Origin of the sequence: Streptomyces sp. AM8-1-1 (genome assembly GCF_032229325.1) — a bacterium.
In the GTDB taxonomy this organism is placed as follows: domain Bacteria; phylum Actinomycetota; class Actinomycetes; order Streptomycetales; family Streptomycetaceae; genus Streptomyces; species Streptomyces achmelvichensis.
In genome coordinates this window covers 3,227,174-3,239,656 of sequence record NZ_CP135086.1, presented here as the reverse complement: position 1 = coordinate 3,239,656, position 12,483 = coordinate 3,227,174, and the positions used below count along the sequence as shown (strand labels likewise).

The window sequence follows — 12,483 nt, the reverse complement described above, 5'->3', positions numbered from 1 at the left end:
GCCCCGTGCCGGTCCCTTCGGCCGCGATGATCCCGTCAGCCGTCCAGTAGTTGCTGCCGCGGTCCGGTCTCCCGCGTCCCGTCGCCCCGCCCGAACGGCGGGCGCGGGAGGCGGGAGATCACCGGCCGCAGGACCAGCGCCAGCACCGCCCCGCCCACGAGCCCCGGTATCGCCCACCACCAGCCTTCGGTGCCGTCCGAGGTGCGCGCGGCGGCGGCCGGCGCCGCCGCCGACCCGGCGCCTGCCGCTTCCGCCGGCTCCTCCGCGGGCTCCGGCGCCGGCTGCTGTTCCCCGTCCCGGGCCGGCGGGAACTGGGCCACTCCCGCCCCGCTGGTCTTCTCGCCCATCAGGCCCAGCTTCGTGAACAGGGCGGTCAGTTCGGCCGGTTGCCGTGCCTGGTGCCAGTACCCCTGGCGCGTCTCCAGGTTCGTCGCCGTATGGATCCAGACCAGGCCCGCCCGGTCGCCCGGATAGACCTGGTCCACCCGCCACGGCTGCACGTCGTGGATCATCCAGGTCACAGTGATCTGCCGGGTCCCGAGCGCCATGTCCAGCGACGGCGGCCGGTCCGTCTGCCCCTTGGTCGGCCCCTCGCCCAGCAGCTTCAGCAGGCTGCCGTACTCCGCGTCGCTGTTGTAGAGCGAGGCGGTCTCGCCGCTCTCGGGCGAGGTGACCAGCACGCTCGTCGGGCCGCCCGCCACCGCGCTCGGAGCGAAGACCCAGCTCAGCGCCAGCACCGTCGCCAGCGCGGCAAGTCGTCGTAGCAGTCGCATACTTCCCCCAGCCGACACCGGATACGGCCCCTCCGCACCGTGTCACCTCTGGTACACCGCCCGGCCCCGCCAGGTTCCCGTTCGTGACCGGCCACTTTTCCCGGACCCCCGGACCCGCGGACCCAGGGGCCTCCGGACCCCCGGACCCGCGGACCCCCGGACCAGGGGGCCCCGGACACCCGGAACCCCGCGCCCCCGCAGCGCATGGCCCGGCCCGCCCAGGGCGCACCGGCCCCAACCCGCCCCGACTCTGACCGCTACCCCGACCCGGAAGGCTCCCGCGGCTCCGCCGACTCCCACGCCCCGGCCACCGACTCCGCGATCTCCTTCGCCCGTGCCAGTGCCGCCACGCCCTCCAGCCGCAGCGTCGTCCGCCCGCCCGCGGTCGTCCACAGCAGCGTCGGCCCCGCCGTCCGCTCGGCCTGTGTCCACTGCTCGCCGCGTGCGTCGGTCATCCCGAACCGCAGCAGATGCGGCTCCTCGAACCACAGCCCCGTGCCGTCGGCCAGCGTCACCCACTCGGGCATCAGCCGCGCCTGCTTGGCATAACCGAGGTCCAGCGCCGCCGGGAACTGATCCAGCCGGACCGTCCGCCCCCGCTCCCTCCAGCACATCGAGATCACCGAGCGGCCCGCCGGTCCCGCCACGACCGAGACGGCGTCCGGTGTGCCCAGCCCGGGCGGCACCAGCGCCCGGACACCCGCCCGCCGCTCGGCCTCGGCCTGCGGCACGGCCTCGGCGCACCAGGGCGGCTGCGCGTCCCCCAGCGGCGGTGCCGACGGGTCGTACCGCACGTCCACCCCGCCGAAGCCGAACCAGTCCGCGACCGCCGCCCGCACCGGTGGCGTGAGCACCAGGACCACCAGCACCCCGGAGAGCACCACGGTCAGCGCCCGCCACCGGCGGTGTGTCCAGCCGCGCAGCCGCGTCCCGAGGCCGGCGGGGGCGGGCGTCGGCACCGCCTCGGCGAGGAGCTGCGCCAGCACCCGCTCCGCCATCGTCTCGCCGGACACGTCAGGGACCCGGATCCCGCGACCGGCCTCGCGCAGCTCCTCCGCCAGGGACTCCCGCTCCGCCTCCCGGCCGCCGCCCGCTCTCCCGCGCCCGTCCTCACTCATGCTCCTCACCTCCCTTCCCGCCGATGAGCTTCCCGAGCCTGGCCAGCGCCCGGTTCAGCCGGGACTTCACCGTCCCCCGCGGCCAGCCCAGTGCCTGAGCCGTCTCCGCCTCGTCCATCTCCAGCAGATAGCGGCAGACCACGACCTGGCGCTGCTGTTCGCCCAGCTCGTCCAGCGCCGCCAGCAGCAGCGAGCGCCGCTCGTCCGCCACGGCCGCCAGCGCCGGGTCGGCCGACTCCGGTATCAGCGGTTCGGAACCCAGCAGCAGCGCCTCGCGCCCGGCGAGCGCCCGCAGCCGGACCGCCGTGCGCACGGTGTTCCTGGTCTCATTGACCACGATCCGCAGCAGCCACGGCCGGAACGCGGCGCCGTCCCGGAACCGCCCCAGCGCCTGGTACGCCTTGAGGAAGGCGCTCTGCACCACGTCCTCGGCGTCCGCGCCCGCGCCGAAGGCCACGGCGGCCCGGAGCGCGACCGCCGTGTGGGCGCGCACCAGCTCCGCGTACGCCTCCGGCTCTCCGGCGCGCACCCGCGCGATCACGGCCCCCTCGTCAACGACGATGCGGCCCCCCTCCAGGGTCCCCTCCCGCGTCCTCACACCTTTCATACACCGGCGGGCGGAGTTCGGTTCCGCACCTGAGAGAATGATGAACATGGCCTCACCCCGACCTCGCGCGCTCTCCGGCATTCAGCCGACCGCCGGTTCGTTCCACCTCGGGAACTACCTGGGAGCGATCCGCCAGTACGTGGCGCTGCAAGAGACCCACGACGCGTTCTACATGGTCGTCGACCTGCACGCGATCACCGTGCCGCAGGACCCGGCCGAGCTGCGGGCGAACACCCGCCTCGCCGCGGCCCAGCTGCTCGCCGCCGGTCTCGACCCCGAGCGCTGCACCCTGTTCATCCAGAGCCACGTGCCCGAGCACGCCCAGCTCGGCTGGATCATGAACTGCCTGACCGGCTTCGGTGAGGCCTCCCGGATGACGCAGTTCAAGGACAAGTCCGCCAAGCAGGGCGCCGACCGCGCCACCGTCGGCCTGTTCACGTACCCGATCCTCCAGGTCGCGGACATCCTGCTGTACCAGGCGGACGCCGTCCCGGTCGGCGAGGACCAGCGCCAGCACATCGAGCTCACCCGTGACCTCGCCGAGCGCTTCAACGGCCGCTTCGGCCAGACGTTCACCGTTCCGGCTCCGCACATCGTCAAGGAGGTCGCGAAGATCTACGACCTCCAGGACCCGACGATCAAGATGAGCAAGTCGGCGTCCACGCCCAAGGGCCTGATCAACCTGCTCGACGAGCCGAAGGCGACCGCCAAGAAGGTCCGCAGCGCGGTCACGGACACCGACACGGTGATCCGTTTCGACAGCGTGGAGAAGCCCGGCGTCAGCAATCTCCTCACCATCTACTCCACGCTCACCGGCACGACGGTGAGCGAGCTGGAGCGGAAGTACGAGGGCAAGGGGTACGGAGCGCTCAAGACCGACCTCGCCGACGTGATGGTGGAGTTCGTCACTCCGTTCCGCACCCGGACCCAGGAATATCTGGACGACCCCGAGACGCTGGACTCGATCCTGGCCAAGGGTGCGGAGAAGGCGCGGGCCGTGGCAGCAGAGACGCTGGCCGCGGCATTCGACCGGGTGGGCTTCCTGCCCGCGAAGCACTGAGACCGCCTCCCGCCACCGGCCGTCCGGTGGCGGGACCTCGTGCCCGTGGCCGAGTGTGTCCAAGGCCTCTGGCCACACATGCGGTGGAGCCGCCACACTGGCGAGTGCGGACACAAACGACAACTGAGACGACATGTGAGGAGAACGACGTGGGGACCGTAACGCTCGGCGTTTCGATCGCGGTCCCGGAGCCTTACGGCAGCCTGCTCCAGGAGCTGCGCGCGGGCTTCGGGGATCCCGCCGCGCACGGCATTCCCACGCACGTCACCCTGCTGCCGCCCACCGAGGCCGACCCGGCGACCCTGCCGGCGATCGAGGCGCACCTCACCGAGGTCGCGACGGCGAGCAGGCCGTTCCCGATGCGGCTGTCGGGCACGGGCACGTTCCGGCCGCTCTCGCCCGTCGTCTTCGTCCAGATCGCCGAGGGCGCCGCGGCCTGCTCCTGGCTCCAGAAGCGGGTGCGGGACGCCTCCGGTCCGCTGGTGCGCGAGCTCCAGTTCCCGTACCACCCGCACGTCACCGTCGCGCACGGCATCGCGGAAGAGGCGATGGACCGGGCGTACGCGGAGCTGGCCGACTTCGAGGCCGCCTGGACCTGTGCCTCCTTCGCGCTGTACGAGCAGGGCGAGGACGGCGTGTGGCGCAAGCTCCACGAGTACGCCTTCGGGGGCGGCATCGCCTCCGTGCCCGCCCAGTGCACTCCGGTGGACGAGCCGGCGACGGCTCCCTCGGCCGCCACGTCCTGACCCGGCCGACCCGCCGTCCCGCCCTGACGAAGCCCCGCAGGCGCTCCGCTCACAGCGGCAGTCGGCGGAACAGCGGGCGCGGCACATGCCGCAGCGCCGACATCACCAGCCGCAGCGCTCCGGGCACCCACACCGTCTCCGCCCTGCGCCGCAGCCCCTGCTCGACGGCCAGCGCGACGGCCTCGGGCGTGGTGGCCAGCGGCGCCTCGGGCAGCCCGGCCGTCATCCTCGTCCTGACGAAGCCGGGGCGGACGACCATCACATGGACCCCCGTCCCGTACATCGCGTCGCCCAGTCCCTGGGTGAAGACGTCCAGGCCGGCCTTGCTGGAGCCGTAGATGAAGTTGGCGCGCCGGGCGCGCTCGCCGGCCACCGAGGAGAGGACCACCAGGGAGCCGTGCCCCTGGTTCTGCAGGGCGGCCGCGCACACGAGGCCGGCCGAGACGGCGCCCGTGTAGTTGGTCTGCGCGACCCGGACCGCCGCCGGCGGGTCGGCCTCGTCGTTCGCCTGGTCGCCGAGGACGCCGAAGGCGAGCAGCACCATGTCGATGTCGCCCTCCGCGAAGACCTTGCCCAGCACCTGTTCGTGCAGGGCGGGGTCGAGGGCGTCGAAGGCGACGGTGCGGACGTCGGCGCCGAGCCGGCGCAGTCCGTCCGCGGCGGCTTCGAGGTCGGGGGAGGGGCGGCCCGCCAGCCAGACCGTACGGGTGCGCCGGGCGATCAGCCGGCGGGCCACGGCCTGGCCGATCTCCGAGGTGCCGCCGAGGACGAGCAGGGACTGCGGTGCGCCGAAGGCGTCCTTCATGAGCGGTGCTCCTTACGAGCGGTGGAGAGCCCCGGCTGGTGGACCGGGGGCGGGAGTCGGGGGGCGAGGCGGAGCCGGGCCGGGGGTGGGGGCAGGGTCAGAGCGTGAGGCGGCGTGAGAGGTCGGAGGCGAACACGCCGTGGGGGTCCAGCTGTGCGCGCAGCGCGCGGAAGTCGGCCAGCCGCGGGTACATGCCGGCCAGCAGCTCCGGCCGCAGCCGGGAGTCCTTGGCGAGATAGACCCGTCCGCCCGCCCCGGCGACCTCGTCGTCGAGTTCGTCCAGGAAGGCGCCGAGGCCGGGCAGATCCGCGGGGATGTCGAGCGCGAGCGTCCAGCCGGCCATCGGGAAGGACAGCCACCCGGCGTCCCCCTCGCCGAACCGTTTGAGCACCGCGAGGAACGAGGGGCAGCCGCGCCGTGCGATCCGCCGCACGATCCGGCGCAGCGTCTCCTCCTGCCCGTGCCCGACCACGAACTGGTACTGCACGAATCCGCCGCGGCCGTAGATCCGGTTCCAGTGCGGTACGCCGTCCAGCGGGTGGAAGAAGGAGGAGAGCTTCTGCAGCTCACCGAGGCGGAGCCGGGGCGCCCTGCGGTACCAGAGCTCGTTGAAGAGGCCGACCGTGGCGCGGGTGAGCAGGCCGGGCGGTACGAAGCGGGGCGGGCCGGGCAGCCGTCCGGGGCGGAACGCGAGCGGTGCGTGGCGGGCGCGCGCCGGCAGTGCGTCCAGCGGGGTGTGCTCGCCGCGGGTGAGCACGGAGCGTCCCAGTGCCCGGCCGCGGGCGAGCAGGTCGATCCAGGCGACCGAGTAGCGGTAGCGGTGGTCGGTGGCGGTGAGCCGGGCCATCAAGTCGTCCAGATCGGCGGCCCGTTCGGTGTCGACGGACATCAGCGACGTCTCGACGCGGTGCAGCCGGAGGGTCGCCGAGAGGATCACCCCCGTCAGGCCCATACCGCCCGCGGTCGCGTCGAAGAGTTCGGTGCCGGGCCGCACCGTGTGGACCGCGCCGTCCGCGGTGAGCAGGTCCGCCGCGTCGACATGGCGGGCGAAGGAGCCGCTGACGTGGTGGTTCTTGCCGTGGATATCGGCGCCGATCGCTCCGCCGACGGTGACCTGCCGGGTCCCCGGCGTCACCGGTACGAACCAGCCGAGCGGCAGCAGCACCTCCATCAGCCGGTGCAGGCTCACCCCCGCGTCGCACACCACGACACCCGTGTCGGCGTCGACGGAGCGGATGCGGTCCAGGGCGGTCATGTCGAGGACCGAGCCGCCCGCGTTCTGCGCCGCGTCGCCGTACGCCCTGCCGAGCCCGCGGGCGATCCCGCCGCGGGTGCCCCAGTCCCGTACGGCCGCGGCGGCCTCGTCGGCGGTGCGTGGCCGCAGCACGAACGCGGTCGTCGGGGCCGTACGCCCCCAGCCGGTGACGGACACGAAGGTGCCACCGGGACCGGCGGCGGAAGGACGGGTGTCGGCAGCCATACCCCGGACCGTATAGCCGTAAATGCCCTGTTTTCCGCAGACCTAACGGACGCGCCGAAATGGGTGATTAAACGAGTGTCATCAAAGATGAGCGTGAAACTCGGCCGGTCGCCAAGAAGAGTCCCCCCTGGCTCAGGAGAAGGGGTGGCGAATGAGATACGTCGACTGCGCGGCCGCCGACCGAAGGCTGTTGGCAGCGATGCGCGCGTACGGGGGACGACCGGGCGTCGCGGTCGCCGTACGCGCGCTCTCCCTAGCCGGGGAGCACGCCGCGCTGTGGCTCGCCGCCGGTCTCACCGGCGCGGCGGCCGACCCGGAACGGCGCGGGCGCTGGCTGCGCGCCACGGCCGTGGTCGGCGGGGCCCACCTGGCGAGCATGGGCGTCAAACACGTCGTCCGCAGGCCCCGCCCCGAACTCCCCTCGCACCGCCCCCTCGTGCACACCCTGGGCCGGCACTCCTTCCCCAGCTCGCACGCCGCGTCGGCCGCGGCCGCCGCCGTGGCCTTCGGCGCACTGCTCCCCGCGGCCCGCCGGCTGGCGCCACCGCTGGCCGCCGCGATGTGCGTCTCGCGCCTGGTCGCCGGCGTCCACTACCCGACGGACATCGCGGCGGGCGCGGTACTCGGCGGGCTGGCCGCGCGCGCCGGGGCCCGGTGGGCGGGCGGCGCCGCGTCGCCCGGCTTCACGGGGGCCCGCGCCGCCGGACGTCCGAGGGGCCGGTGCCATGTCTGAGCCCGGTACCGCGCTGCTGGAGCGGCCCCGGAAACCGTCGCCGCCGCGGGCCGTGAGCCTGCCGGTCGGACTGCTCAGGACCGCCCGGCCCCGGCAGTGGATCAAGAACGTGCTCGTGGTGGCCGCGCCCGCCGCCGCCGGCCAACTGGACTCCCCGCACGCGGCCGGACAACTGGCCGTCGTCTTCGTCCTGTTCACCGCCGCCGCGGCAGCTGTCTATCTGATCAACGACGCCCGGGACGCGGACGCCGACCGTGCCCATCCGGTGAAGTGCCGCCGCCCCGTCGCGGCGGGCGAGGTCCCGGTGCCCGTCGCGTACACCGTGGGCGCCGTGCTCGCCGGCACCGCCGTCGGCGGAGCCGCCGCCCTGTGCACCCCCATGACCGGCGCCCTGCTGACCGCGTATCTCTCGATGCAACTCGCCTACTGCATCTGGCTCAAGCACGTGCTCGTCGTCGACCTGGCCGTCGTCACCACCGGGTTCCTGATGCGCGCGATGATCGGCGGGGTCGCGCTCGGCATCCCGCTCTCGCGCTGGTTCCTGATCACCACCGGCTTCGGCGCCCTGTTCATGGTCGCGGCGAAGCGCTACTCCGAAGCCGTGCAGCTGGCCGACAGCAAGGGCGCGACCCGGGCGCTGCTCACCGAGTACACGACCGGCTATCTGCGCTTCGTCTGGCAGCTCGCCGCCGGTGTCGCCGTCCTCGCCTACTGCCTGTGGGCCCTGGAGAGCGGCGGTGTGGCCGCGTCGGCGCTGCTGCCCTGGCGGCAGCTGTCGATGATCGCCTTCATCATGGCGGTGCTGCGGTACGCGGTCTTCGCCGACCGCGGCACGGCCGGCGCACCCGAGGACGTGGTGCTGCGGGACCGGCCGCTGGCCGTCATCGGCCTGGTGTGGGCCGCGATGTACGGACTGGCGGTCGCCGACCTGTGAAACGCGTCCCCTGGCCGGAGGCGGCCTCGTTCATCCTCGTCGGAGGGGGTGCGTACGCGGCCGACGTGGCGCTCTTCACCCTGCTGCGCGGCCCCGGCGACTGGGGACCCCTGACCGCGAAGTCGGTCTCGTTCCTCGCCGGCTGCACGATCGCCTACCTCGGCAACGCCTTCGGGACCTACCGGCGCCGGAGCCTGCGCCTGCGGGAGTACGCCGCGTTCTTCGGCGTCAATGTCGCCGGCGCGGTCGTCCAACTGCTCTGCCTCGCGGTCTCGCACCACGGCCTAGGGCTGACCTCGGCGCGCGCGGACCTCGTCTCCGGGCTCGGTGTCGGGATGGTCCTGGCCACCTGCCTGCGATTCTGGGGGGCCCGGACGCTGGTGTTCCGCGTGGAGGGTAGGCGTACGCCATGGACTGGCTGACCAAGCTCCCCGTCATCGGGCCCCTGATGGCCCGGCTGATGCAGACCCACGCCTGGCGCTCGTACGAGACGCTCGACCGGGTGCACTGGGCCCGGCTGGCCGCCGCGATCACCTTCATCAGCTTTCTGGCCCTCTTCCCGCTGATCACCGTGGCCGCGGCGATCGGTGCCGCCCTGCTCAGCAAGGAGCAGCTGGGCAAGCTGGAGGACAAGATCGGTGACCAGGTCCCCGGCATCTCCGACCAGCTCGACATCAACGCGCTGGTCGACAACGCGGGCACGGTCGGACTGGTCGCGGGCGCGCTGCTGCTGCTCACCGGTATCGGCTGGGTCGGCTCGCTGCGGGACTGTCTGCGGGCCGTGTGGGAGGTGGACGACGAGGACGACGACAACCCCGTCGTCCGCAAGGTCAAGGACGGCGTCGTGCTCCTCGGCCTCGGCGCGACCGCCCTCGCCTCCTTCGCCGCGTCGGCGCTCGGTTCCACGACCGTCGGCTGGACGGCGAAGCAGATCGGTATCGAGGACGGCGGCGCCGAGGGCGTGCTGCTTCAGGTCGCCGCCATCGCCATCGCCGGCGTCGCCAACTTCCTGCTGCTGCTCTACCTGCTGACGCTGCTTCCGGGAGTGCACCCTCCGCGCCGTCGCCTGGTGGTCGCCGGGCTCATCGGCGCGATCGGCTTCGAACTGCTGAAGCTGCTGCTCAGCGGCTACATCCAGGGTGTCGCGTCGAGGAGTATGTACGGCGCCTTCGGCGTCCCCATCGCCCTGCTGCTGTGGATCAACTTCTCGGCGAAGCTGCTCCTGTTCTGCGCCGCGTGGACCGCGACGCCGAGCAAGGAGCAGTCACCTGCCGCCGAGTCGTCCTCCTCAGAGGGTCCCGGCGGCGCCGCTACCGACGGCGCAGCGGCCACTGGCGGTTGACCAGGAAGACCCCCGCCGCCAGCACCACGAGCAGACCGCCGACCACGGCGAGCGCCGTACCGACGCCGCCGGAGCCCTCGTCCGCAGCGGCGGACGCCTTCGCGGGTGCGCCGTTGCTCGCGGGCTCGACCTGGGGGGAGTCCTCGGGGGCGGCGGACCTCGGCGGGACCAGTTCACCGACGGGCCGGACCTTCCCGGCCGCCGCGAAGCCCCAGTCGAGCAGCCGTCCGGCCTCCTTGTAGACGGCCTGGCTCTCCTCGGAGTCCGGGTTCATGACGGTGACGAGCAGCACCTTGCCGTTGCGCTCGGCGACACCGGTGAACGTGGCGCCGGCGTGCGTGGTGTTGCCGTTCTTGACCCCCGCCATGCCCTGGTACGGGGAGACCCCGGACTCACCGGTGAGCAGCCGGTTGGTGTTCTGGATCTCGAAGTAGTCGCGCTTGCCCGCCGTGACCCCGCCGGGGAACTTGGCGCGTGCCGTGGAGCAGTACTCGCGGAAGTCCTTCTTCTGCATCCCGCTGCGGGCGATGAGCGTGAGGTCGTACGCGGACGAGACCTGGCCCTCGGCGTCGTAGCCGTCGGGCGAGACGACGTGGGTGTCGAGCGCCTGGAGCTCGTCGGCGTGCGCCTGCATGTCCTCGACGGTCTTGGGGACACCGCCGTTCATCGCGGACAGGACGTGCACCGCGTCGTTGCCGGAGCGCAGGAAGACGCCGAGCCACAGGTCGTGCACCGTGTACGCGTGCTCCTCCTTGACCCCGACGAGGCTGCTGCCCTCGCCGACGTCCGCGAGCTCGGCCTGGGTGACCTTGTGCGCCTCGGTCTTGGGGAGCTTCGGCAGCACGGTGTCGGCGAAGAGCATCTTGAGCGTGGACGCCGGGGGCAGCCGCCAGTGCGCGTTGTGCGAGGCGAGGACGTCGCCGCTCTCCGCGTCCGCGACGATCCAGGACCGGCCGGTGACCTCGTTCGGCAGCACGGGTGCGCCCGGTCCGAGGCTGACCTGGGTGCCCGCCCTGCCGAGCTGCGGGCCGCCGACGGTCGACATGGAGGCCGGCGGATTCGGCTGCTTCCTGGTGGCCTTGCCGTCGGTGGTGCCGGCCGAGGCGGGCACGGCGAGGAGCACGGGCAGCAACGAGGCGGCGGTGACCGTCAGCGCGGTCTTCTTCAGAGCGGACACAGACGAGAACGTACAGGGAGCTACAGAAAATATGCTTATCGTCCCGGAGGCGCGCCGGGAAGACCGCCAGGACAGCCCACCCCGGAGAACCCGGCCGGACCACGCCCGCGATACTGGGTGCATGAAGCTCAGCCGCCCCGTCTCCTGGTTCCTGCTCGCTTTCGGGGTGTGGAGCTGGTTCATCTGGGTCACCTTCGTCAAAAACCTGTGGGCGGACGGCAGCGGTCTCGCCTTCGACGACGCGGGTGACCCGACGGCTTACTTCTGGGTGCATCTGCTGCTCGCCTTGACGTCCTTGCTTCTGGGGACGGTCGTCGGAGTGATCGGGTTGCGTGCTGTCCGCGCTTTGCGGCGCGAGGCACACAAGGGATAGAGGAGCAGTCCGTGGTCGTGGTCTTCGTGCTGGTGGCGATCGCGGTGATCGCCCTGCTCGCGGGCGTGCACCGCTATGTGTGGAGCAGGCTCGTGCGCGACACGACCGCGGGCCGGGGCCGTGCACGCCGCATCGGCACCGTCGTGATGTGGGTGCTCCCGCTGCTGTCCCTGGGCGCGCTGATGTCCGGGCGCGCCGGGGCGCCGCTGTGGCTGGAGAGCGTCCTCGCGTGGCCGGGCTATCTGTGGCTGGCGGTGCTGCTGTACCTGGTGCTGGCGCTGCTGGTGGGTGAGGTCGTACGGGCCGTGTGGCTGCGCCGGGGCTCGCCGTCGCCGGCGGAGCCGGCCGTGGCCGCGCCCGAGCCGTCGCTGCACACCGTTCCCGCGGGAGCCGCCGACGCGCCGGCACCGGAGTCCGGAACCGCCGCGCCGAACGGCCCAGCGGCCGAGACGCCCGCAGCGCAGTCCACGAGCTCCGCGGACGAGCCCGCCGCGCCCGCGCAACGACAGGTGTCCCGGCGACTGTTCGTCTCGCGGGTCGTGGGCGGTGGAGCCGCCGCGGCCGCTCTCGGGACCGTCGGTTACGGGACGTACGGAGTGCTGCGCGGCCCGCGGGTCACCCGGGTGACCGTGCCGCTGGCCAAGCTGCCCCGCGGTGTCCACGGCTTCAGGATCGCCGTCGTCAGCGACATCCACCTCGGACCCGTCCTCGGACGGGCCCACACGCAGCGCATCGTCGACACCATCAACCGCACGTCACCCGATCTGGTCGCCGTCGTCGGCGACCTGGTGGACGGCAGCGTGGCCGACCTCGGCCCCGCCGCCGAACCGCTCGCGCAGCTCAAGGCCCGGCACGGCTCCTTCTTCGTGACCGGCAACCACGAGTACTTCTCCGGCGCCGGCGAATGGGTCGACCACGTCCGCGAACTCGGGCTGCGCCCCCTGGAGAACCAGCGCGTCGAGATCGCGGGCTTCGACCTCGCCGGGGTCAACGACGTCGCGGGCGAGAGCGAGGGCGACGGGCCGGACTTCGGCAAGGCGCTCGGCGACCGGGACCGCAGCCGCGCGTCCGTCCTCCTCGCGCACCAGCCGGTGGTCATCCACGACGCCGTCGAGCACGGCGTCGACCTCCAGCTCTCCGGCCACACCCACGGCGGTCAGCTCTGGCCCGGCAACTACCTGGCCGAGCTCGCCAATCCGACCGTCGCCGGGCTGGAGCGCTACGGCGACACGCAGCTGTACGTGACCCGGGGCGCGGGTGCCTGGGGCCCGCCGGTGCGGGTCGGGGCGCCCTCCGACATCACGGTCGTCCAGCTCGCGTCCCGGCAGGCGTAGC

Annotated in this window: 14 protein-coding genes; 8 read left to right on the top strand and 6 right to left on the bottom strand. The window is 72.9% G+C overall.

The features are described 5' to 3' along the window. Positions 1-35 precede the first annotated feature (35 nt). The 3 genes from RPQ07_RS14540 to RPQ07_RS14530 all read right to left on the bottom strand — a co-directional run bounded on the left by RPQ07_RS14540 (position 36) and on the right by RPQ07_RS14530 (position 2,498). Entirely contained in the window at positions 36-773 is a 738-nt protein-coding gene (locus RPQ07_RS14540; protein ID WP_313944569.1) for a hypothetical protein, read from the bottom strand. A gap of 257 nt (positions 774-1,030) precedes the next feature. After that, positions 1,031-1,891 (bottom strand): hypothetical protein, encoded by an 861-nt coding sequence (locus RPQ07_RS14535; RefSeq protein WP_313944568.1) that lies wholly within the window; start codon positions 1,889-1,891, stop codon positions 1,031-1,033. Beyond that, a complete protein-coding gene (locus RPQ07_RS14530) occupies positions 1,884-2,498 on the bottom strand; it encodes a sigma-70 family RNA polymerase sigma factor (protein ID WP_313944567.1) in 615 nt (204 codons plus the stop codon). Before RPQ07_RS14530 ends, RPQ07_RS14535 begins: the two co-directional genes overlap by 8 nt. A gap of 46 nt (positions 2,499-2,544) precedes the next feature. Here RPQ07_RS14530 and trpS point away from each other — a divergent pair, with 46 nt between their 5' ends. Continuing rightward, positions 2,545-3,558, top strand: a complete 1,014-nt coding sequence (gene trpS, locus RPQ07_RS14525; protein ID WP_313944566.1) for a tryptophan--tRNA ligase — start codon at positions 2,545-2,547, stop codon at positions 3,556-3,558. Between the two features lie 149 nt (positions 3,559-3,707). Next, complete coding sequence (locus RPQ07_RS14520) at positions 3,708-4,304, top strand: 2'-5' RNA ligase family protein (RefSeq protein WP_313944565.1); 597 nt, start codon at positions 3,708-3,710, stop codon at positions 4,302-4,304. Positions 4,305-4,353: 49 nt separating this feature from the next. Here the strand turns inward: RPQ07_RS14520 and RPQ07_RS14515 are convergent, their stop codons facing one another. Then, entirely contained in the window at positions 4,354-5,109 is a 756-nt protein-coding gene (locus RPQ07_RS14515) for a decaprenylphospho-beta-D-erythro-pentofuranosid-2-ulose 2-reductase (RefSeq protein WP_313944564.1), read from the bottom strand. A 97-nt stretch (positions 5,110-5,206) separates the two neighbouring features. Continuing rightward, the gene (locus tag RPQ07_RS14510; RefSeq protein WP_313944563.1) at positions 5,207-6,589 is read right to left on the bottom strand and encodes an FAD-binding oxidoreductase; all 1,383 of its coding nucleotides are present in this window, start codon (positions 6,587-6,589) and stop codon (positions 5,207-5,209) included. 151 nt (positions 6,590-6,740) lie between these two features. On the opposite strand from RPQ07_RS14510, the gene RPQ07_RS14505 reads away from it, so the two are divergent. The 4 genes from RPQ07_RS14505 to RPQ07_RS14490 are packed head-to-tail and all read left to right on the top strand — an operon-like array spanning position 6,741 to position 9,598. Next, entirely contained in the window at positions 6,741-7,322 is a 582-nt protein-coding gene (locus RPQ07_RS14505; RefSeq protein ID WP_313944562.1) for a phosphatase PAP2 family protein, read from the top strand. Next, positions 7,315-8,256: a decaprenyl-phosphate phosphoribosyltransferase gene (locus RPQ07_RS14500; protein ID WP_313944561.1), complete on the top strand. Its 942-nt coding sequence runs from the start codon at positions 7,315-7,317 to the stop codon at positions 8,254-8,256. Before RPQ07_RS14505 ends, RPQ07_RS14500 begins: the two co-directional genes overlap by 8 nt. After that, a complete protein-coding gene (locus RPQ07_RS14495) occupies positions 8,253-8,678 on the top strand; it encodes a GtrA family protein (RefSeq protein ID WP_313944560.1) in 426 nt (141 codons plus the stop codon). Before RPQ07_RS14500 ends, RPQ07_RS14495 begins: the two co-directional genes overlap by 4 nt. Continuing rightward, entirely contained in the window at positions 8,666-9,598 is a 933-nt protein-coding gene (locus tag RPQ07_RS14490; RefSeq protein ID WP_313944559.1) for a YihY/virulence factor BrkB family protein, read from the top strand. Before RPQ07_RS14495 ends, RPQ07_RS14490 begins: the two co-directional genes overlap by 13 nt. On the opposite strand, the gene RPQ07_RS14485 is transcribed toward RPQ07_RS14490, so the two are convergent. Further along, positions 9,567-10,775 carry a D-alanyl-D-alanine carboxypeptidase gene (locus tag RPQ07_RS14485; RefSeq protein ID WP_328861533.1) on the bottom strand — a complete coding sequence of 403 codons (1,209 nt, stop codon included), beginning with the start codon at positions 10,773-10,775 and terminating at the stop codon, positions 9,567-9,569. The two genes, RPQ07_RS14490 and RPQ07_RS14485, sit on opposite strands and share 32 nt — an antisense overlap. Before the next feature lie 121 nt (positions 10,776-10,896). Here RPQ07_RS14485 and RPQ07_RS14480 point away from each other — a divergent pair, with 121 nt between their 5' ends. Together RPQ07_RS14480 and RPQ07_RS14475 are read left to right on the top strand one after the other, a co-directional pair. Beyond that, positions 10,897-11,148, top strand: a complete 252-nt coding sequence (locus RPQ07_RS14480) for an SCO4848 family membrane protein (RefSeq protein ID WP_313944557.1) — start codon at positions 10,897-10,899, stop codon at positions 11,146-11,148. Positions 11,149-11,159: 11 nt separating this feature from the next. After that, on the top strand, positions 11,160-12,482 hold the full coding sequence (locus RPQ07_RS14475; protein WP_313944556.1) for a metallophosphoesterase: 1,323 nt from the start codon (positions 11,160-11,162) through the stop codon (positions 12,480-12,482). Position 12,483: the final 1 nt, after the last annotated feature.